At 43.2% G+C, this 21,854-nt stretch carries 20 protein-coding genes; 7 read left to right on the top strand and 13 right to left on the bottom strand.

Annotation, left to right across the window (positions count from 1 at the left end; all coding sequences use genetic code 11):
• Nucleotides 1–13: 13 nt before the first annotated feature.
• From AC0C66_RS01420 to AC0C66_RS01380, 9 genes are all read right to left on the bottom strand, one after another.
• Nucleotides 14–634, bottom strand: a complete 621-nt coding sequence (locus AC0C66_RS01420; protein WP_072183296.1) for a hypothetical protein — start codon at nucleotides 632–634, stop codon at nucleotides 14–16.
• Nucleotides 635–683: 49 nt separating this feature from the next.
• Complete coding sequence (gene nrdF, locus AC0C66_RS01415; RefSeq protein WP_014113879.1) at nucleotides 684–1,673, bottom strand: class 1b ribonucleoside-diphosphate reductase subunit beta; 990 nt, start codon at nucleotides 1,671–1,673, stop codon at nucleotides 684–686.
• Between the two features lie 17 nt (nucleotides 1,674–1,690).
• Nucleotides 1,691–3,793, bottom strand: a complete 2,103-nt coding sequence (gene nrdE / locus AC0C66_RS01410; protein ID WP_061187516.1) for a class 1b ribonucleoside-diphosphate reductase subunit alpha — start codon at nucleotides 3,791–3,793, stop codon at nucleotides 1,691–1,693.
• Nucleotides 3,753–4,145: a class Ib ribonucleoside-diphosphate reductase assembly flavoprotein NrdI gene (gene nrdI / locus AC0C66_RS01405; protein WP_014113877.1), complete on the bottom strand. Its 393-nt coding sequence runs from the start codon at nucleotides 4,143–4,145 to the stop codon at nucleotides 3,753–3,755. Before nrdI ends, nrdE begins: the two co-directional genes overlap by 41 nt.
• 242 nt (nucleotides 4,146–4,387) lie before the next feature.
• Nucleotides 4,388–4,618 (bottom strand): hypothetical protein, encoded by a 231-nt coding sequence (locus tag AC0C66_RS01400; protein WP_003221102.1) that lies wholly within the window; start codon nucleotides 4,616–4,618, stop codon nucleotides 4,388–4,390.
• Between the two features lie 81 nt (nucleotides 4,619–4,699).
• Nucleotides 4,700–4,972, bottom strand: coding sequence for a YmzC family protein (locus tag AC0C66_RS01395; protein ID WP_061187515.1), 273 nt, complete (start codon nucleotides 4,970–4,972; stop codon nucleotides 4,700–4,702).
• Nucleotides 4,973–5,168: 196 nt separating this feature from the next.
• Nucleotides 5,169–5,390, bottom strand: a complete 222-nt coding sequence (hfq, locus tag AC0C66_RS01390) for an RNA chaperone Hfq (protein ID WP_003221097.1) — start codon at nucleotides 5,388–5,390, stop codon at nucleotides 5,169–5,171.
• 39 nt (nucleotides 5,391–5,429) lie between these two features.
• Nucleotides 5,430–6,374: a tRNA (adenosine(37)-N6)-dimethylallyltransferase MiaA gene (gene miaA / locus AC0C66_RS01385; RefSeq protein WP_072566310.1), complete on the bottom strand. Its 945-nt coding sequence runs from the start codon at nucleotides 6,372–6,374 to the stop codon at nucleotides 5,430–5,432.
• 99 nt (nucleotides 6,375–6,473) lie between these two features.
• A complete protein-coding gene (locus AC0C66_RS01380) occupies nucleotides 6,474–6,887 on the bottom strand; it encodes a YmaF family protein (RefSeq protein ID WP_472973470.1) in 414 nt (137 codons plus the stop codon).
• Nucleotides 6,888–6,976: 89 nt separating this feature from the next.
• Between AC0C66_RS01380 and AC0C66_RS01375 the strand changes: the two genes are divergently transcribed.
• The 3 genes from AC0C66_RS01375 (at nucleotide 6,977) to ebrB (ending at nucleotide 8,051) form a co-directional block, all read left to right on the top strand.
• A complete protein-coding gene (locus tag AC0C66_RS01375) occupies nucleotides 6,977–7,225 on the top strand; it encodes a hypothetical protein (protein WP_041520968.1) in 249 nt (82 codons plus the stop codon).
• 141 nt (nucleotides 7,226–7,366) lie between these two features.
• Complete coding sequence (ebrA, locus tag AC0C66_RS01370; protein WP_072183726.1) at nucleotides 7,367–7,684, top strand: multidrug efflux SMR transporter subunit EbrA; 318 nt, start codon at nucleotides 7,367–7,369, stop codon at nucleotides 7,682–7,684.
• 13 nt (nucleotides 7,685–7,697) lie between these two features.
• On the top strand, nucleotides 7,698–8,051 hold the full coding sequence (gene ebrB / locus AC0C66_RS01365; protein ID WP_061187512.1) for a multidrug efflux SMR transporter subunit EbrB: 354 nt from the start codon (nucleotides 7,698–7,700) through the stop codon (nucleotides 8,049–8,051).
• 11 nt (nucleotides 8,052–8,062) lie between these two features.
• On the opposite strand, the gene AC0C66_RS01360 is transcribed toward ebrB, so the two are convergent.
• The 3 genes from AC0C66_RS01360 to AC0C66_RS01350 all read right to left on the bottom strand — a co-directional run bounded on the left by AC0C66_RS01360 (nucleotide 8,063) and on the right by AC0C66_RS01350 (nucleotide 9,809).
• Complete coding sequence (locus AC0C66_RS01360; RefSeq protein WP_014113870.1) at nucleotides 8,063–8,515, bottom strand: OsmC family protein; 453 nt, start codon at nucleotides 8,513–8,515, stop codon at nucleotides 8,063–8,065.
• A gap of 74 nt (nucleotides 8,516–8,589) precedes the next feature.
• The gene (locus tag AC0C66_RS01355) at nucleotides 8,590–9,297 is read right to left on the bottom strand and encodes a poly-gamma-glutamate hydrolase family protein (protein WP_014113869.1); all 708 of its coding nucleotides are present in this window, start codon (nucleotides 9,295–9,297) and stop codon (nucleotides 8,590–8,592) included.
• Nucleotides 9,298–9,575: 278 nt separating this feature from the next.
• Nucleotides 9,576–9,809 (bottom strand): hypothetical protein, encoded by a 234-nt coding sequence (locus AC0C66_RS01350; RefSeq protein ID WP_041520966.1) that lies wholly within the window; start codon nucleotides 9,807–9,809, stop codon nucleotides 9,576–9,578.
• Between the two features lie 215 nt (nucleotides 9,810–10,024).
• Between AC0C66_RS01350 and aprX the strand changes: the two genes are divergently transcribed.
• The 4 genes from aprX (at nucleotide 10,025) to AC0C66_RS01330 (ending at nucleotide 14,177) form a co-directional block, all read left to right on the top strand.
• Nucleotides 10,025–11,353: a serine protease AprX gene (aprX, locus tag AC0C66_RS01345; protein WP_014113866.1), complete on the top strand. Its 1,329-nt coding sequence runs from the start codon at nucleotides 10,025–10,027 to the stop codon at nucleotides 11,351–11,353.
• Between the two features lie 108 nt (nucleotides 11,354–11,461).
• Nucleotides 11,462–12,286: an MBL fold metallo-hydrolase gene (locus tag AC0C66_RS01340; RefSeq protein ID WP_472973469.1), complete on the top strand. Its 825-nt coding sequence runs from the start codon at nucleotides 11,462–11,464 to the stop codon at nucleotides 12,284–12,286.
• Nucleotides 12,287–12,364: 78 nt separating this feature from the next.
• A complete protein-coding gene (locus AC0C66_RS01335; RefSeq protein WP_014113863.1) occupies nucleotides 12,365–12,721 on the top strand; it encodes a protein YmzB in 357 nt (118 codons plus the stop codon).
• 238 nt (nucleotides 12,722–12,959) lie between these two features.
• Nucleotides 12,960–14,177, top strand: a complete 1,218-nt coding sequence (locus AC0C66_RS01330) for a cytochrome P450 family protein (RefSeq protein ID WP_072183158.1) — start codon at nucleotides 12,960–12,962, stop codon at nucleotides 14,175–14,177.
• A gap of 42 nt (nucleotides 14,178–14,219) precedes the next feature.
• Here AC0C66_RS01330 and AC0C66_RS01325 read toward each other — a convergent pair whose 3' ends face one another.
• A complete protein-coding gene (locus tag AC0C66_RS01325) occupies nucleotides 14,220–21,851 on the bottom strand; it encodes a beta-ketoacyl synthase N-terminal-like domain-containing protein (protein WP_072183159.1) in 7,632 nt (2,543 codons plus the stop codon).
• Nucleotides 21,852–21,854: the final 3 nt, after the last annotated feature.

Below are 21,854 nucleotides of genomic sequence, written 5' to 3'. Positions count from 1 at the left end.
AAACCGGGTTTTTTTATTCAAGGATATCAACAACAAATTGTGACCATGCTTCCAAACGGTTATAGATGTCGTCCTGTTTTAATTCAGAGACTTTCATCCATTTTCCAGCAATTTGTTCTTTCTCCTTCACTTCCACTTGTGAGCCTGGCTGTAATTGAAGCGCAGAAAGAATACCGATATGCACTTTGCCGACACTGTTTTCATCATCATTGATAAGTCCCAGTGTGACAATCGCCTGTTTATCCTCTTCATTTATTTGCAGTTCTTCGTCAAGCTCACGGTCTGTGTTCAGTTTTAAGACTTCAGCAAATGAGGCTGCTCCTTCGATGGAGTTCATATGGCCTCCAAAGCCGAGAGAAAGCTTATTGTGCAGACGTGATTCCCCTCCGCCAGCCAGCCGCTCGTAAAGGAAAACTTCATCTTCGCGCTTAATGACGACATAAGGAATCGGCTGCTTGAAATGCGGATCTTCTTCTGCGTCTCCCCTTCTCATTTCACGATAGCCTGCTTCGATCTGAGCCATGATTTCTGCTACTTTGCTATCTTCACTGTTCACACCCTGGAAGGTTAAGCTTTCTTTCTTAAACACGTCATCGCGCGGGGCTACTAAAATCATTTCGTCCATTTTTCCCATGGTTACTGCGTCCTCCTCATTTGAACCTTCAAGCCGAAAAGAGCAGATATTATATCTGCTCTTTTTCATCTCCAAAATAAAAGTCATCGTCTTTGAGCGGCTCAACTGTCGCCTTTTTATAACCGTTCCCCTTCATAGAGAAGAAGTCATGTGATTTTGTTTTTGTATTTAATCCGTTTAAAACGATCGGATTAATATCTTCTTCTTCAAAATATGGATCAAATCCAAGGTTCATCAGCGCTTTATTGGCATTATAGCGGATGAATTTCTTTACATCGTGTGAGAGTCCAACTTGATCGTACAAGTCTTCTGTATACTCAAGCTCATTTTCATATAACTCATTCAGAAGGTCGATCGCAAATTCGCGAAGCTCTGCTTTTTTCTCTTCTGTCTGCTTATTGTAGATTTCCTGAGCAAGGAGACCCACATAGACGCCGTGAATCGCTTCATCACGAAGGATCAAGTTAATGATTTCCCCGCTTTGCATTAGTTTTCCTTGTCCATAGAAATATAACGGATAATAGAAACCGCTGTAGAAAAGGAAGCTTTCCAGATAGACGGAAGCAACCATCGCTTTGAACAGTGAAATCTCGTCATCTTTTTGAATCGCTTTGTAAAGTCCGACGATGATTTGCGCTTTTTTCTGCAAATATTTATTTTGTTTAACCCATTCGAATACTTCATTAATCGTTTCAGTCGGTGCCAGGGTCATGAAAATATTAGAGTACGACTTCGCATGGACAGCGTTCTCCATCATCGCCATAAAGTTCAGCACCGCTTTCCGCTGGTGGCCGTCAACGTGTTCAGCCACGATCGGCATCCCCGTATTCCCCTGCTCTGTATCAAGAAGAGTCAGTCCGGCCAGTACCTTCATATAAGTGTCCTGCTCGTTTTTTCCGAGATACTTCCATGTGAGGAGATCGCCGTTTAAAGCAATCTCTTCCGGAAGCCAGAACTGTTTCACGTTTTGGTTATAGAACATTTGGGTAAAATCGTCTTCATGCTTTGACCAGTTTGCTGCGTCATAAATTTTCGTCACTATAAACTCTCCTTTAATCAAACAACACAAGAAAGGCAGCTGTCTTGCCCAGTATCTTTCGTTCTTGCATAGTAAATGGTTTTAATTCCTCTGTGATGTGCATACAGATCGATTCGGTTTAAATCACGAGTCGTCATTGTGTCTTTTAAGAACAATGTGAAGCTGATTCCCTGATCAATGTGCTGCTGGATAGTCGCGATCATATCTACAACCTTGAACATGTCCATATCGTAGGCTTCTTTATAGAAGAACCAGTTATTAGATGCAAGCCCAGGCATTGGGTAGTACGTTTTTGAGTTGCCGTATGTTCTTTCTTCAATCCGTTCCATAATCGGCATAACAGACGCCGTGCTTGATTGAACGTATGAGATCGAGCCTGTCGGCGCAATGCATAATCTGTAGCTGTGATACATGCCGTGTTCAGCTACAAATGCTTTTAGCTTTTCCCAGTCTTCTCTCGTCGGGATATGCATACCTTCAAACAGGTTAGCAATTTTTTCGTATTTCGGTGAGAAATCAGTTGAAACATATTTGTCGAAGTATTCACCTGTCGCATAGGTTGATCCTTCATATTGATCAAACGTTTCGCCCTTCTCTTTTGCGATTTCCGCAGAACGCTGGATAGAGTAGAAGTTCACCATCATAAAGAACGTGTTTGCAAAGTCACGCGCTTCCGGACTTTCATACGCAATACCGTTTTGCGCAAGGTAGCCGTGAAGGTTCATAGCGCCGAGACCGATTGATTTCATCGCTTTGTTTGCCCGTCTTACAGCAGGCGCATTGCGGATATCAGTCGTTTCAGACACGTGTGTTAAAGAGTCTGTCGCAAGCTTAACTGTCTTTTCGATTGATTTGTGCTCCATGACGTTGAGAATGTTAAGCGAACCCAGGTTGCAGGAAATATCCAAACCGATTTCATCTTCTACATCATAGTCTGTGTATGAAGAAACCTGAGATGCCTGCAGCACTTCAGAGCAAAGGTTAGAAAATTTCACCTTGGAAATATGGTTATTTGCATGCACTTTATTCACGTTATCTTGGAACATGATGTATGGATAGCCTGATTCAGAGCGAAGCATCGCCAGTTTTTCAAGCAATTTCCGCGGGTTGATCTTTTCCTTTTTCACCCGAGGGTTGTCGACAAACTTGTCGTACATTTCGTTCATATCCATCTCATCCATGTGCTGGCCGTACTCTTTATAAATCGTGTGCGGATAAAATACGTAAGCCGCTTTGTCTTCACGTGCAAGCTCAACGAACTTATCCGGAATGACAACACCGATAGATAGCGTTTTGACACGCACATCTTCATCCGCTGAAATCTTTTTCGTATCGAGAAAATCATTGATATCGCGGTGGAAAATGTTTAAGTACGCCGCGCCAGATCCTTGTCTTTGCCCCATTTGGTCAGCATAACGGAACGCGTTATCTAGAAGCTTCATGACGCCTACAACGCCTTTTGTGGCGTTTTCAACATCTTTAATGGCTTCACCTTTCGCGCGAAGCTTGGACAGGTTAAGAGAAACCCCGCCGCCCAGTTTAGAAAGCTGCATAGAGATATCGATCGCTCTTGAAATATCGTTTAATGAATCATTGACTTCGAGCAGGAAGCAGCTCACAAGTTCTCCGCGGCGTTTTCTGCCGGCGTTCAAAAATGTCGGTGTGCTCGGCTGGTATTCCTGATTGATCATCAGGTTCACATATTCTTTTGCTTTCTCAGTGTCGCCGTTTGCGAAGAACAGCGCAACAATTGAGATCCGGTCCTCATAACGCTCGAGGATTCTTTTTTTGTCATTCGTTTTCAAAGCATAGTCATTATAGAATTTAAACGCACTCATGAAGGAAGGAAAACGAAACTTCTTAGCGTAAGCTGTCTTAAACACTTCTTTAATGTCTTCAAAAGAATAAAGGCTTAAGAATTCCTCTTCGTAGTATTGGTTTTCAATCAAATAATCCAGCTTCTCTTTTAAATCGTGAAAGTAAACTGTGTTTTGATTGATATAGTCTACAAAATAGCTATGTACAGCCTCTTTATCCTTATCAAACTGGAATTTTCCATCTTTTTGGATCATGATTTCGTTATTTAACTGGATCCATTTTGGCACTTGATTTTGTGACAACTCTTTCTACCTCCTGAGTAAACAATTCAACGTCTTTAGATGTGCCGCTGAGTTCAAATTTGTGCAAGATCGGCACCTGATATTGTCTTGAAATGGTATCGGCGCTTTTTGCAAAGTTATCGCCCCATACTTTATTGCCGCTCGCAGCGACTCCTAATAAAAGATGGGCGTATTTTTCGAGAAATGATTGTGTTGATGCCGGTACCTGACCGAAGTTTGTCGTGTAGGTGACCAAAACAAACGGAGTGTCCAAGTGATCAATTTCGTCCACCTTGCGTATCTGCTGAAAGCCTGTTTTATTCACAAACCGCTGAACATTCCCTGTTTTCGAATCAAATATGATTTGTACCACGTTTATCACGACCTATCAAAAAATATGAATCTCTCATCACTAACACTATATATAGTATACTATCCTCTATCAAAAACACAATATATAGATTTGTTTTTATGAAAAATTCATATTTTGATCAAATCAGGCAAATGGGCAGACTCATTAGGGCCCAAAAAAGAGAGCAGAACGAGAATCATCTCTCGTCCTACTCGGGGTGTCGTTTTTAAGCCGATGTATATCATAACATGAAAAAAAACTGCTTAGTAGTCTAGATTTTTTTTTCTTAAGCTATCACAGCATTTTTCGCTCTCAACTGTTTCTTCTATTTCAACATCCGCACCGATCTCTTCTAAAACCGCCTTCAAAGCGCTGATAATTGACGCTTCTCTGACTAATTCTTTTCCGTTCACAATGATGCTTGTTCCGTATTCATAGCAAGAATCATCTTCGCAAATTTCTTCCCAATGATTCACGATCACTTTATGCTTCATTTTTTCACCCTCTGTTTGATCTGTGTCTGTATTTAGTTTAGCGGGTAGCATCCGCTTTGTAAATTCGGATGCTTGTGAATTTTATTCAAGCTCATCATCCGCGTATTCTTTCTTCAGCTTTACCTCATTGCGGGACTCATTATACTCATAAATTTTGATATAGCCGTCCTCCACAACGCCAAAATGATTATGTTCAAGCGGGAACGAGGTTGGCTGAGGCGTTTCATAGTCTGAATTGCCGCTGTCTGTTTCAATGATGGTTTCTTGGTTCCCGCACGCCCCGAACAGTAAAAACACAGCTATCCACACAAGCGCAATCCTGATTCGTCTCAGTTCTGCTTCACTTTCAAACAAGGTCGCGTCACTCCCAGATTGTGATTTTTACATGATATTCAAGTTAGTCTTGCATATGTTGATTTCATAAAAAAAGACCGTGCCTTGGCATGGTCTGCTTACAAAAAAGCTTGGAACGGAAGTGGATCAATTTTAAAAAATGGCTGCCGGGATTCCCCCGACAGCCTCCCCATGCCTTGACATGGTATGTTTTGATCTATTCGAGTTCAAGCTGGACGTTTTTTTGCGGCGCAAACGTTGAGATCGCATGTTTATATATAAGCTGCTGCTTACCTTCCGATTCCAGCAATACGGTAAAGTTATCAAAGCCTTTCACCTGGCCACGCAACTGAAAGCCATTCAGCAAAAAAACAGTGACATACGTATTTTCTTTCCGGATTTGATTCAAAAACTGATCCTGAATATTAATCGGTTTCATGTTTCGTCCTCCTTGATTCTCTATATCATACAGTTTCGATTAAAGTTCGAGTTTTCCTGCTATATGTGTGAAAATTTCCTTTTTTTTCAGCTCCATATCAACGGGCGGTGTCATATCGAACCAGGTAACCTGCATTTTGTTGCGAAACCACGTCAGCTGGCGTTTCGCATACCGCCTTGAGTTCTGCTTTAGCTGATCGACGGCATCAGAAAGTGTCACAAAACCGTCAAAATATGCATATAGCTCCTTATAGCCTATCGCCTGTATCGATTGACAGTCTCTCACGTTCCTGTCGTAGAGGCGTTTCACTTCTGGAAGAAGACCTGCCTCCATCATCATATCGACCCGCTGATTAATTCTTGCGTAAAGCGTGTCTCTATCCATTGTCAGTCCGATTAACACTGCATTGTACAGAAGTTCTCGTTTTTGTTCCTTCAAATGCTGAGACATCGTTTTTCCAGACGTATGTAAAATTTCCAGCGCGCGAATGACTCTTCTTGTATTATTGGGATGAATCGCAGCTGCTGCCTCGGGATCTGCTTCTGCAAGTTTGGCATGAAGAAAGTCAGCGCCTTCCCGCTCGGCAGCGACTTGCAGGCTCTGTCGAAACGCAGGATCGTTCGCCTCTTCCGTAAATGTATAATCGTAAAGCACAGACTGTATATAAAGCCCTGTACCGCCGACAATCATCGGAAGCTTTCCTCTTTTTGCAATCTCACTTATTTTGTTTCTCACTAAGCCTTGGTAATCGGCGGTGGAGAAGGAATCTTGGGGATCTAAAATGTCAATCAGATGATGGGGCACTCCCTCCATCTCCTGTTCAGTAATTTTAGCTGTTCCAATATCCATCCCTTTATAAACCTGCATCGAATCTCCGCTGATAATTTCCGCGTTCAAAGATTTGGCTAGCTGAATACTTAAATTTGTTTTCCCCACTGCCGTCGGTCCGACTAAAATGACAACGGGCTGCTTCGTATTATTCAATGTGTATCACTCTCTTTTATAAATCTCCCCCCATTATAGCATTCATCATGTACAACCACCTATCCATTTTGCCCTTTTTTTGCACCGGTAAACATTCTTCTACCACCCGAGCGGCTCATTGCCGATGATTTCTCTCGTCTTTCCTTTCAGGGCATGCCGATGCGTTTTTCTTCCGTCATCTTTCGGATCATACACCACGCCTCCGTACCGGATCTCAATAGGTTCATTATAGGCCAGATACGTCGTTTCCTCGATTTCGTGATAATGGGTGCCGTCCGCTAAGGGAATCGCAGGCCCTGAGATTCCGTAATACCGGTGAAAATGGCCGCTTTCAAAAGAAGTGATCCCTGTAAAGTAATGTGTATGCTGATCGCTATTCGATCCATTAGCCGGCTGAGTAAATCCTTCAATGAGATGATAATGTTCCTGTTCTCTCGTCGTTTTGACATGATAAGCATGTGCGTGAGGCGGCGCTTTTGACCAGTCAGACGGATACAGGCCCAATGTGATCACATCCCTTCTTTTTCATCAAACGCCCAATCAAATCTGGGTAGGCTGAATACACTGCATCATCTACACTTTATTACAGGAGGCAAGAAAAAATGAACGAGATAGAACATTTCACTGCTGAAGATACAAGAATATTTGGAAGACCTTTCGGATTTGGAAGACCTGGATTCGGCTACGGGTTTGGAAGACCTGGATTTGGGTTTGGCCGGCCATTCGGTTTTTACGGGGGACCTTTTTTCGGCGGCCTAGTTGGCGGGCTTGTAGGAAGCGCTTTATTTAATCCTTATTTTTATGGCGGATATCCCTATTATCCGTACGCCCCATTCCCTTACTACTATTAAACACAAAAGGCCTCTTCAAAAGGGGTCTTTTTATGTGATTGAAAATGAATCTCTTGACTCATACATAGGCATACACTAATATTTTTCTAGCTGAAGATCTTTTCAAATCTAAAAATGTAGTTGAAGTGAGGAGAATTTACGATGTTGGTAGGATATATATTCCTCACGATTGCCATATGCTCGGAATCGATAGGAGCGGCCATGTTGAAAGTATCTGACGGTTTCAAAAAGTGGAAGCCAAGCGTTTTAGTCGTGATTGGCTATTCCCTCGCCTTTTATATGCTGTCGCTGACCTTAAACCATATCCCCCTCAGCCTCTCGTATGCGACTTGGAGCGGTGTAGGCACGGTGCTGACGGCAGTGATCGGAGTGAAATGGTTTAAGGAAGAATTGAATGTCAAAGGGCTTATCGGGATTCTTTTATTAATATCAGGGGTCGTGTTACTTAACTGGCAGTAAAGGAGTGATAATGATGAAAGGATTGCTTTATTTGGCTCTTGCCATTGTATCTGAGGTTTTCGGGAGCACAATGCTGAAGCTTTCAGAAGGATTTACACAAGCCTGGCCCATTGTCGGAGTCATTGCCGGATTTCTTTCTGCTTTTACCTTTCTAAGCTTTTCTTTAAAAACAATTGACTTATCAAGCGCGTATGCGACATGGTCTGGCGTTGGAACGGCGCTTACAGCCATTGTCGGGTTTTTGCTTTTTGGCGAAACCATCAGCTTAAAGGGAGTGTTCGGGCTCACGCTTGTCATTGCAGGCGTCGTCGTGTTAAATCAGTCGAAAGCCCCTGCTAAAGATAAAAAACAGACGGTCTGTGAGTGACCGTCTGTTTCTTATTCTCCAGCCCGTTTTACGGAGGCTTCAAGCTGCAGCTCGACATTTCCTTGAATTGCGCGTGAAATCATGCATGACGATTCCGCCTTTTCACAAAGCTTGTGCGCCAATGTGACATCTTCTTGTGAGGCATCATGTTTGAGCACGACAGAGGGACGATGAATGATCTTTTTATATGTAAAAACTCCTTTTGTGACGTCGACAATACCTTCTGACTCCATCTGCAAGTCTTCCTTTTCCAGCCCGCTTCTTTCCATCATTGCAGCAAGTGTAATAATGTAACAGGTCGCTGCCGCCCCGAGAAGCATTTCATCTGGGTTGGTCCCCTCTCCCGGTCCATCCATTTCTTTAGGAATGGAAATAGATGTGATTAAGTTCCCGCTTTCGATTGTACCGACATCATTGCGGTTGCCTGGCCAGTTCGCTTTTAAATAAAAATGATGATCTGCCATCGTATGTTTTGCCTCCTTTTATAATCCTATTTCAGTCTACTGATCTTCTCTTATTTTGTCTTCTGATCTGCTTATTACGAATACTCTTTTTCAAGGACACTTTTGATCGCACTCACATAAGCATAAAATTCACTGTTCTTTGTGTATTTCCTATTTTTATAATAAAAATCATCGAAAAATGCTTCTCTCTGCTCGCGGCTGATTTCCAGCTGGATACTCAGCCCCGTTTCCCCTTGGTTGTTAATGTTTTCGGCACTCAACCCAGCAAGACCGCTTTTAGACGACGCTAACTCAGCGGAAAACCCTCTTCTCTCAAGGGCTCTTACGATCATTTTCGCCCGCTTTCGATCTGTGCCTCCAACAAGTGTATTCTTGTTCTCTCCTTTATATCCGTGAAAAGCCACAACATATTGATGCTCCTTGATTTTCTTTTCGGCCAATGGCTCATCAAAGTTGGTGCTTGTAATGTGAAGCGTTTGGTTATCGTGTGACTTCAACCCTTCAAACAGGTATGTAGAGAATTCATTATTGAAATACCGCACAAGCTCGCTTACTCCGCCTTCAATTCTTCCGCCGTGTGGAGACATAATTAACACTTTGCTTCCTTTTTTCTCACTATAAGAAATATCATAATCGGCTGGGCTCTCATTTTCTGCCAAGCTGCTGAAATTTGAATATGTATCTGGCTGATTAGATGGTTCAGGTTCTAATGAGTAATGAACATATCTCAGGAATAAGACAATGGCTAAGACTAATATGACATTTAGTATAAATCTTCTCATGTTTAACTCCTTTCATAAGAATGGCACGGTTCATTATATGAGGTTTAGCCAATAGGTTTTATCTTACCATTGTATACGCTATATCATCAGTGAAAAAGTTCCCGGTTTCAAAAAATCAATTGATTGTCACGGTTAATAGCGGTTCATTTGAAATATGAGTGAAAAAAGATTGAGAGGAAAGATAAAAAAGGTAGGAATAACCTCACTTGGCAATTACATGTATAGAGGTTTAAGGAGGGTTTTATTGCGGCTGCCCAGTTGCTGAGACGGACAGCCTGTTATCTGTCTGCCAAATAGAGGTTTTGTTTATTTGTTCTCACAAAGTCACAGGAGAGGATCGAATCCAACAAAAACGTTCTGATCTGTTGTTTCGAAAAACAAAATGCTTTGATTTGCGTTTGGCTTTTCTGTCTTACAATAATTGTTCTTTTACTAATCGTTCCGTCTTTCTTCATATATATAATGCTAATTGGTATTTGGCTTTCCAAAGACCGATGAAAGAAGAAATTCATACAGCTGCTCTCCCTTTGCCAGTTTAATATGACAATATTATAATACGAACAAACGTTCCTTTTCAATCCCCAATGATTGCCACAACTCCTGAATCTAATTCGAAAGATTCATAAAAACCAACTCTTGTCCGCCTCTTATAAAGGACAAACAAACTTACCAAAACTATCATCTGTTCATAGAGTATACAGTGAACCTTATAATAGGAGGAAAATACATGTTTGGGTACTCTATGGTACAAATGGTGAGAGCAAATGCTCATAAGCTAGATTGGCCGTTACGGGAAAGCGTCTTGCAGCTTTACAAGCCCTTCAAATGGACTCCTTGCTTCTTGCATCAGTTTTTCGAAACCAAATTGAAAAACAGAAAAAAAATGTCAGTCATTATTGAATTTGAAGAAGGCTGTCACGAGACCGGCTGTCAAATGGCTGGAGAGGTACTGCAAAAAGAAAAACGCAGCAAGTTAAAAAGCCGATTCAATAAAATCAATTGCTGCAGCGCCGAGGTGACCCCTTCAGCGTTACATTCCCTTCTTTCTGAATGCAGTGATATCCGCAAAGTGTATTTAAACCGCGAAGTCAAAGCGCTACTGGACACGGCAACCGAAGCAAGCCACGCGAAGGAAGTCGTCAGAAACGGGCAGACCCTGACTGGAAAAGGTGTTACTGTCGCTGTTGTCGATACAGGAATCTACCCGCATCCTGATTTAGAAGGCAGAATTATCGGATTCGCGGACATGGTCAATCAAAAAACAGAACCGTATGATGATAATGGTCATGGCACACACTGTGCAGGTGATGTTGCAAGCAGCGGCGCATCCTCTTCTGGCCAATACCGCGGGCCTGCACCGGAAGCCAATCTAATCGGTGTGAAGGTTTTGAACAAGCAAGGTTCGGGAACGTTAGCTGATATTATTGAAGGTGTAGAGTGGTGTATTCAATACAATGAGGACAACCCGAATGAACCGATTGATATTATCAGTATGTCGCTCGGTGGCGATGCGCTTCGATATGATAATGAACAAGAAGACCCGTTAGTCAGAGCGGTTGAAGAAGCGTGGAACGCAGGGATTGTCGTCTGTGTCGCTGCCGGAAACTCAGGGCCTGATCCACAAACCATTGCAAGCCCGGGCGTGAGCGAAAAGGTGATTACAGTAGGTGCCCTTGACGATAACAATACCGCAAACAGCGATGATGATACGGTCGCTTCCTTCTCAAGCCGCGGGCCGACAGTATACGGGAAAGAAAAGCCCGATATTTTAGCGCCGGGTGTTAATATTATTTCCCTGCGCTCTCCCAATTCTTATATCGATAAGCTTCAAAAATCAAGCCGTGTAGGATCTCAGTATTTTACAATGTCAGGAACATCGATGGCAACACCGATCTGTGCAGGAATTGCAGCTTTAATCCTTCAGCAAAATCCGGATCTTACACCTGATGAAGTGAAAGAGCTTTTGAAAAACGGCACGGACAAATGGAAAGATGAAGATCCGAATGTTTACGGAGCGGGCGCCGTCAACGCAGAAAATTCCGTTCCTGGCCAATAGACAGTACCATAAAGCCGGCAATTCTCTCTGCAGAACTGCCGGCTTTATGTTTTGAATTTCCATAATAATGGGATAAAATAATAGAAAATGGATGAAGGAAGTGAAAAAGTGCCATATTATATCTGCAAAACATGCGGAGTACAACATGCGCAGACTGTAAATCCGCCGAACTCATGTCTGATTTGCGATGACGAAAGGCAGTATATTCATCCGGATGGACAATCTTGGACAACCCTTGAAGACATGCGTGAGAAAGAAAACCTTCAAAACATCCTCAAAAAGGAAGAAGAGCATCTTTACAGCATCAAAACTGAACCAGAGTTTGCGATCGGACAAACAGCACATTTGATCCAGCATAAGGGCTTCAATGTGCTGTGGGATTGCATTACATATCTTGACCAAAAGACAATTGACCAAATCAACGAATTAGGCGGTATTCAAGCCATCGCTTTGTCTCATCCACATTATTACTCTGCTCAGGTTGAGTGGGCTGAAGCGTTTCAGGCTCCGATGTATATTCACGAGGATGACAAAGACTGGGTGACAAGACCAAGCAATCACATTCATTTCTGGACTGGGGAAACTCTCAAACTGAAGCCGGGACTGGACCTTTACCGCCTGGGCGGACATTTTAAGGGCGGTGCTGTTCTCCATTGGAGCAACGGCAATGAAGGGAGAGGCTGTCTGTTGACCGGGGATGTCATTACGGTTGCGGCCGACCGGAACTGGGTCAGCTTTATGTACAGCTATCCAAATCTCATTCCCCTCCCCGCCTCCAAAGTTGAAGAAATAGCAGCCAAAGTCAAACCGCTTCAATTTAACCGGATTTATAATGCTTTTTCTAAAGTTGTCAGAGAGAATGCCGGCGAAGCAGTCCAGCGTTCGGCCGTACGTTATATCAAGGCTCTGAACAGCGAATTGTTTCATACATAGAGAGTGAGGCGGCTCTTTTCCGTGTAAAAGATGCAGCAATTGGGAATAGTATCGTGTAGATCAAAAGGAGGAATATTGATGGCACACACGAATACACAGCTTTCTCAATGGCTGGAATCAAAAGTCGGCCAAACGCTTGATATTAGAAAAGGTGAATTGACCCATGATGAAGAGATTTCAGACCTGGATCAGATTGTTCTCCATCTTCAAAAAGTGGGTATACGCAGCACGAATCATCCTGATGACTATGTTGCAAAAGAAGAACTCGTTTTAGAAGGCGAAGGAACAACATTCACTGAGGACGGCGACGTACCGCTTCCGCAAAATGCCTATGAGATTCCTTTATTAGGCGATATTCATATTCACCAAGAAAATGAAGGATTGAAGGTTGTAACAGATCGTGCAGTATATACATTTGATGTCCAGCACAGCTGATAGTCACTTTCATCAAAATAATACAGCTTAGCGTCTTTGAGCTTTCATTCAAAGGCGCTGCTTTACATGGCGCCACTTTTTCATTTTTTCGTTCTTCACCCTATTGAATGCCGCCTAGAATAGATATATAGTTTTAGAGACAGGATTAAGTTTCAAACAATTCTGTTTTTTGCAAACTGCAACTTGTATAATAAAATGAAATTACCAATTTACCCTATTTTAGGCGAGGAGAATGCACATGGAAAAATTGATGTTTCATCCGCATGGTAAAGAATTTCATCAAAATCCTTTTTCAGTATTGGGCCGATTTAGAGAGGAAGATCCCATTCACCGATTTGAATTAAAACGATTCGGAGGCACATATCCGGCTTGGTTAATCACCCGATATGATGATTGTATGGCCTTTTTAAAAGACAATCGAATTACAAGAGACGTTAAAAACGTGATGAGCCAAGAACAAATCAAAATGCTCAACGTCAGCGAGGATATCGATTTCGTATCCGATCATATGCTGGCAAAAGACACACCTGACCATACCCGCTTAAGATCACTTGTTCATCAAGCATTTACTCCCCGCACCATTGAAAATCTGCGCGGCAGCGTCGAACAAATTTCTGAACAGCTTTTAGATGAAATGGAAAAAGAAAATAAAGCGGACATCATGAAATCCTTCGCATCCCCTTTGCCTTTTATTGTTATATCTGAATTGATGGGAATTCCTAAAGAGGATCGGGCACAATTTCAAATCTGGACCAATGCGATGGTTGATACCTCTGAAAGTAACAGAGAGCTGACAAATCAAGCCCTTCGTGAATTTAAAGACTATATCGCCAAGCTGATCCATGACAGAAGGATACAGCCAAGAGACGATTTAATCAGTAAGCTTGTGCATGCTGAAGAAAACGGCAGCAAGTTAAGTGAAAAAGAGCTTTATTCGATGCTGTTTTTGCTGGTTGTAGCTGGCCTTGAAACGACCGTTAACTTACTCGGATCAGGCACCCTCGCATTGCTTCAGCACAAGGAGGAGTTCGAAAAACTGAAGCAGCATCCTGAAATGATCGCTACAGCAGTTGAAGAATTGCTGCGATACACCTCGCCTGTCGTTATGATGGCAAATCGGTGGGCCATCGAGGACTTTACATACAAGGGGCATTCGATCAAAAGAGGAGACATGATCTTTATAGGCATCGGATCTGCCAATCGCGATCCAAACTTTTTTGAGAACCCGGAAACATTAAATCTAAATCGATCGCCTAACAGACATATTTCTTTCGGCTTTGGCATTCATTTCTGCTTAGGTGCGCCGCTTGCCAGACTGGAAGGCCACATTGCGTTCAACGCGCTTCTAAAGAGATTTCCGGATATTGAACTCGCGGCAGCGCCTAATGACATTCAATGGAGAAAAAATGTCTTTTTAAGAGGGTTAGAATGTCTCCCTGTTTCACTTTCAAAATAACATATTCAAAACGCCCCCTTAAATAGGGGGCGTTTGTGTTTCTCAGCGCTTCACCAATTCATCTTCTTTTTCTTCTTTCGCTTCATGTTTTTTCCGGAAAGCCTTAAGGAAATTCGCGTTTACTACTCCCTTATTTGAATAGAGTTTTTCGCAAAATTCTAACATGGCTTTGGACGCTTTAGGTTCCGTTAATATCATGAAGTGGTTGCTTGAATCGATATCTATCAGGTTGAAATGGGGAATTTGCCGCTCCCATTCCTCCCAGTAGGCAGCTTGATCGAACGATGTTTTTTCATTTGAGAAAGTGAAATAAATGTCTAAATCACCAAAGAAAGACCTGCTTTTGTTGCGGAAGTAATAACATTTTACCGCCTCAGGGTTAGGCAGAGGCTGTACAGTATACGATTCAACATCATAGGCACACTGTGTTTTCATCATTTGCTTCGTCTGCACACGTATTTGCTTCTCCGGTTTATTTAATCCCCGTTTTTTTGCCAAATCAATCAGCTCAGACAGGAATTCTTCATCCTCTGTGCTGGTGTCTACCTCTTCACGGCTGATGAGAACGTCAGTAAGCTTATCCGGATTTGCAATCGATGCCAGCATCGTATTGATTGTTTGCAGCATTGACGCTTTCATAGAAGCCTCATACTCTTTCGTCTCAGAACTGTATGGAGAGTCAATCATCACCATGCTTTTGACCGCGAGGCCTTTATTTTGCAGCTGGCGTGTGACTTCATATGCAATCATTCCGCCTAAGGAATATCCGCCTACATCATAAGGGCCTTCCGGCTGTATAGCTCGAATGATCTCTATATAATAGGAAGCCATTTGTTCAATTCCATGTAAAGGATCATGATCAGTCATAAATCCCCTGGCTTGAATACCATAAAAAGGGCGCTGGCTTTTTTGTGCAAATTGCTGATAGATTTCAACGCCTCCCACCCCGCCATGAAACCAAAATACAGGGCGCCCCCGCTTACCGTCATTTAACGGTATCAATTCCGCAAACGTGCGAGCATGATCATTTTGTAAAGATGCATCCTCCTGTTTCTTTGCGATCAAGTCCGTCATGTCCTGTACAGTTTGGCATGCTTGCAGCTCCGCCAAGGTGATGAGAGGGTCAACCTTTGATTGCAATTGCTGTAATAACTGTATGCAAGAAATCGAATCAAATCCGTAATGTTGCAATTGCTTATGAGGATGCAATTCTTCTGGAGCCATCCCTAATACATCAGCTAACATGTGATGATCGCGGATGTTGATATGCTCATCATGTGAAACAGAAGGCGTATTCTCTATTGCTTGAAAGCCATTCCAGCAACTTCTCTTTTCAAATGGATAGGTTGGCAACGGTATTCTGCAAGCATCTTTTCCTTGATAAAGCTGCTCCCACGGGATTTGCACCCCTTTTGTCCAGCAAAATGCAATCTTTTCAAGGTTGTTTTCAGACAACAAAGTCTCTATCACCATTTCTCTTAATGGACCATCCAGCAAGGCTTCGATATCTGACGAGCCCTCTTCCGCATTTCCCCTAAAGACAGGTACAGAACTTTTCGGCTTTTCGCCTTTTTCCGCGGCTGTTAAGCAGTCTTGCAAGCCGGTTACCAGCTCTTCTTTATTGCGGACGACCAGCGCCAGCCGGTCTCCCATCTCCTCTCGTCCGGTTTGAAGTGTAAAAGCATAATGTTGTAATGACAGTTCTTGTTGTTTGTTCACATAATCAAGCTGCTGTTGAATAACTGCTTTTAGCCTGTCTTGATTCTTTGCAGAAAGAACCGCAATGTGAGCTTCATTCTCATTCATATGAATCGGTGCTTTTGGTGAAGGAATGTATTCTTCTAAAATGACGTGCGCATTTACGCCTCCAAAGCCATAGCTGTTGATACTCGCTCTGCGCGGGATTTTTCTGCCTGAGCCGTCCTTTACATCCTCCCACTGCTGGTTCTCCGCAGTCATTTGGAAACGGGTGCCCTTTATTGACACCTGATCATTCAATGAATCAAATCCGGATATGCCTGGTATTGTTTGATGCTTCATTGCCATGCTGACCTTCATGAGAGCAGCCATGCCGGAGACCAGTTCACCGTGTCCGATGCTTGGCTTTAAGCTGCTGATATAACATGGCGCTTCCTCCTGTACTTCCTGTGGAAGTTCCAATTCAAGCTGGCTTAAGCCTGAAGTTAATGCCCCCATTTCTATCGCGTCTGCTAATGGAGAGGCAATCCCGTGCGCTTCTATATAGGTCACCGTTTTTGGATCAATTTGCGCTCCTTGATAAGCCTTCAGCAGTGCATCCTTCATACCAACCGGATTTGGCGCGTGAAGTGACATTCCCCTGCCGCCATGTGATACACCTGTCCCTTTAATGACCGAATAAATATGATCTGAATCCTCAATGGCTTTTTGCAAAGGTTTAATGATAAGAAACCCTGCTCCTTCACTTCTGACAAAGCCATTCGCATCTGCTTGAAAGGATTTGGCCTGTCCTTCTGCACTCAAATATCCCATTGAGTCGAAGCCAATGAAACCTTTTGGTGAAAGCAGCAAATTCACAGCCCCAACAATGGCTTGCTCACATTCGCCGTATCGAATTGATTGTATGGCTCTGTGCAAAGCCACAAGAGCTGAGGAGCAGGCAGCTTCGTAATATTCGCTTGGCCCTTTTACATCCAGTGCATAGGAGATACGGTTAGGAATTAAGGAAGGAATCACAGCTGTATCTGTATTGCCGGCCGCGACAAACACTCCTGTCGGACGGCTAGATAAGGCCTGTCCTGTTAAGCCTGCGTCTTCCATCGCCTTCCATGCATGTATCAAGAGCAGAAACTCCTGCGGATCCATATGTGCCGCTTCTTTAGGTGATATGCCAAAAAACAGCGGATCAAACTCACCTATCCCTTCTATAAATCCGCCCCATTGAAGGCTAGATTGTTCCTCTTTATCAGCTGAAGCAAATTTACGCCAGTCCCAGCGTTCTTTCGGCACTTCAGAGATACAGTTCTTTCCGTGAATGATGTTATCCCAAAATTCCGTGACGCTGTTTGCTTTCGGAAACTGCCCCGACATGCCGATAATGGCTATTCCGTCTGTCGCATGTTCAATTGTTTTATCCGTCTTCACCTCATGTGCCGGGATCTGTTTCATTTTGTTATCGATTTTAGCCGGGCGTTCCTGCAGCTGATCAGCTTCACCAAACAGCCGGACAAATGATTCTTCATGTTTGTCCGCAAAAAAGTCGATAAGCTCTTGAACAGTTGGATATTCAAAAAACAACGTCGGATTTAATTCGATTTTTGTTTCTGATTCCATCTCCCTTGTCAGCGCAACCAACTGAGAGGAATCAACCCCCAAATCCATAATATGCGCTTTTGAAAGAGACAGTTTTGACGGGTCGGCCATGTTTACTGCCAGTTTATCTGTTACATAGCTTCTGATACGGTCTTTTAGATTGCTGACTTTGATGGGCTGATTTTCATTTTCTCTGTGATTTGAAATACGTAGTTGCTTTAACGAGTAGCCCGAATAGCGCAGCACTGTTTCTGACGATTCATTGATTACATCTACATCGAACAGCAGCATGTCACCTGTATTTTTAACCAATGTAATCAGAAGCCAGAAATCCTCTTGTATCGTATGTTTTGTAAATTGGATATCATTGATTCCAAATGGCAGGAAGCTGCCCTCAATGTCAAATTGCTCTAAGAAACTGAGGATAGCCAAGTAGGCGCTGTTTGTTACCAATGGGCTTACAGTGTACAGATGCCTGTTTGCCAGACCGCTTTGAGGAAGGCGAATTTTTGCCAGTATCGACCTATTGTCTCTGTAAAGATGAGTAATCGTCTTAAATAGCTCTCCCCACTCAGGCCCGTTTCCGGCTTTATACATCTGATCGATGTGATGAAGCTCGGTTAATGACTGCTTTAAGCTCTCGATATTGACTTTTTTTGTTTCAAATAAACTTTTTTGGCATTGCCCGATGGCGGCAGGCTTCCATGTATCAGAGGCCAGCTCACGGTACATGATTTGTAATTCTATGACTTGATCTTTTTGAAGCGGGTTTGCCTGTAGTTCAATGGTCTCGCCTTGTTTGATGACAACTGGATTGATATAGCTTAATTTGCTGATACGGCCGCTGGTTTCCTCAGGAAACAAGTTAAAAAATGCATCAATGGCCAGACTGCTGTATGTTGCACCGACAAGCACCCGTTCATTGTTGAAGACGTGGCCTCGCACGTAAGGCTCATCATATGTGAATTGATCTTGTATGACCGGATGATTGATATTGCTTTCGACAGCCGGTGGTTTCCCCTGACCCGATGGAACATCGAAATGAAATGCTGTATGATGATCAAATGCATAGTGTGGCAGGTGAACCCAGCCGGATCGGTTCCCTTGAGCTGCTTCTTTAAAAGCAATGGATGCCCCTTGTGCCCATTGCTTTGCTGGGTTTGTTTCTTTATCCTTATGGGCTGATCCCGCACATGGCTGTAAATCGAATGATGTATAAATACCTTGCTGGAGTGAGCTTTCTATTGATGTTCGGAACATCTTTAGTTTTTCGATCAGTTCCTGAGTCGATGTTACTGTAAATGCAGCCCTATGCTCTAAATTGTGATTTCTCCTGTGTAAAGCCTGTACAATTGGTTCAATACCCAGAGCAGCTTCCTTCTCTAAAAACAATTGCATGTTTTCAAGATAGCTGAGCAGGCTCCATTTTGTTTTTGCTGAAAAAACGGCTGTAAATTCCTGTTGGCGGAAAGCAATCTGTCTCTCAGGAGCCGTCTCTATATATTCTTCTATAATGAGATTGGCATAGGCTCCCCCCGCTCCGAAGGAATTGATCATGCTTCTGCGAGGCAATTGTTTTCCGGTTTCAGGATCATTCAAGCGATGCCATGGCTCCGTTTGTTCCTGAAGATAAAAAGCCGTATTTTCCAGTTTAATATTTGGATTGACAGGTGTTGCGTTGATTGTCGGCACCAGCGTGCCCTTCTTCATCTGTAGCAGCACTTTTGTCAGCTGAGAAATGCCGGAAGCCGCCTCCAAATGCCCCAAGTTGGATTTGACAGAGCCTATCGCACAAAACTGTTTCTTATTTGTGTATTGTTGAAACGCGTTTGTCAATGCAATTACTTCAATGGGATCGCCGAGTGCTGAACCGTTTGCCGCTGATTCAATATAGCCGATAGTTTCCGGATCAATGCCCGACTTTTCAATCGACTTGGCAATTAATTTTGCTTGCTGCTTCGGGTCTGGAGCTGTATACATCTGTCTTCCTCCGCTATGATTGGCAAAACTGCTTTTGATCACAGCATAAATATGATCCTGATCCTCAATTGCCTTCGATAGTGGTTTTAACAGAACAGCTCCGACGCCTTCCCCGGGAACAAGCCCGGTTCCTGTGCCAAAACTTTTGCTTTGATTTCCGCTTTCCAGCAGATTGGCTCGCTCCAAAGAATCATACTTTGAGAGATCAAGTGTTAAATTGACCCCTCCAGCAATTGCCATAGAGCAGCTATTCAATTTCAAGCTTTCACAGGCAAGATGAATGGCGTTTAATGAACTGGAGCATGCAGAGCTGACAGCGATACTCGGTCCGGTCAGATTGAAAAAATGGGAAACGCGGTTCGCGATATGCCAGTCTCCTCCATTTGAACTGAGGACTGCCTGCTCTATTGATGGGATATTCCAAAAATACTGGTTATACATATTCCCGATAAAGACACCCACTCCGGTGTCGCCATCCCGCAGTTCATCCAGCCGGGTGCGGGTATAGCCGCCGTCCTCAAATGTTTCCCAGACGGTTTCTAAACATAAGCGGAGTTCCGGTGTCATTTCCATCACTCGGCTTTTCTCCACTTCAAAAAGCTGATGGTCAAATGCTTCAATGTCTTGTAAAAATCCGCCATAACGCTTCTTATCTGCAGGCTTTATTGAATCTTTTGATAATGTTTTCAATAACGATGTGCGCCATCTGGATTCCGGAGCCTCTGAAATACAATTGTCTCCAGCGATTAAATGCACCCATAGCTCTTCTAAACTATCAGACATCGGATAGCGTCCGCTGATCCCGATAATTGCGATATCTTCTGTACCAGAATCTTTCGTCTGGGCCTCTTGGACATTGCTTGTCGTTTCCTTTTTTACCTCGCTATTTGATGCTTGCTGCTTTTCTTTAACCTGCTGCTCTCCAGCAAAACGGCGTGTAGTAAAAGAAAACGGCTTACTAGCAGTTGCACGCTCCATTTGAACAAGAGCTTCGTTTTTGGCAGGCTGTGGTGTTTCTTTTAACAGTACTGTCCGGAGCTTGCTTTCGTGCTCCTTTACTAAATAATCAACGAGTTCTTTTGTGTTGTTATGTTCAAATAAAATGGTTTTTGGAAGATCCCCCGTCACTTTTTCTAATTCACGAATGAAATTCACCTGCAAAATCGAATCAATTCCATACTTCTCGAATGTTGTATCTTCATGAATACGCTCTGGTGATAGTTTGATTGATTTTGCCAGCGTCTGCATGACAAATTGTGCAGTTTGTTCAATGAGAGAATCGCTTTCCTGTGAATGAGCTTTTACAGCATTCATTTGTGTAGGTCCTGTATCTTCTGCCGACTCAGTTCTCTTCTTTTGACGGACGACTCCGTCACTTTCAGCAGCAATGATCTGCTGGCCAAGCTGATGTGATTGTTCAGCCATAAAGGAAACATAGCGATATCCCTCACTTTCAAGCGCCATTTTCCAAGTGTCCGGATACAGGCCCGGGCAGCCCGGTATACGGAGATCAGGGTCCTCATACAGCCACCAGCCCTCCAAAAGGCCGAACGTCAAATGCGAGTATATATTATGATCACTTATTTCATTTAAGAGAAGCAGCCCATTCTTTTTCAGAACTGCTTTTGCATTTCGCAATGTCTGCCGGATATTTTTCGTGGCATGCAGCACATTCGCTGCAATGACCACGTCATAGCTCCCCGCATCAATATGCTGTTCAGATGCCGGCTCCTCCACATTAAATCGTTTATATGTCAAATATGGATTGTCCGGACCGTACTTATTTTCTGCATGCATCAAAAATGCTTTCGACAGATCTGTATAGCAATATTCTTTTATATGTGTCTGCCAGGCTTTCAATTTTTGAAAAACCGCCGCGCTTGTACCGCCGGTTCCGGCCCCGATTTCTAATATTCGAATCTTCGCCTCAGGCTCTTGCTTCAGGCGTTCTTGCAGATAGGCTGTTAATGTGTCGGCTAACACATCATTAAAATAGTCTGCGACTTGGTTGTTTTTATAGACCCCTTCTACTAAATCCATAGATGAATCCGGAAACAGGATATCGGTGGCAGACGCCTTGCCGGTCAGGATATCCGGCAAGGCTTTAAGTGCTGTTTCCACCAATGTCACCATGGCTTTCATATTATTGTCTTGAAGCAGGTCTGACTTTTGTTCATTCCATTCCTTCCACAGCTCACCAACGGTCCCTATTGAGCGCGTTGGAATATGTCCATTCTTCGTTCGCTTGAGAAATTGATGCCGTTCTAAAATCGATTGGCTTTCTTCAAACCATCTGCCATAGAAATTCTCCAATACCGGCTGGGATTTACGTTCTGTGAAAAAACCTATGGACTGCAATTGTGCGAAAAGCATTTTACAGAGAATGTCTTCTGTGTTCAGCATTGG

It is taken from the genome of Bacillus sp. VA13 (assembly GCF_055710085.1).
This window is presented reverse-complemented; position numbering and strand designations above follow the sequence as displayed.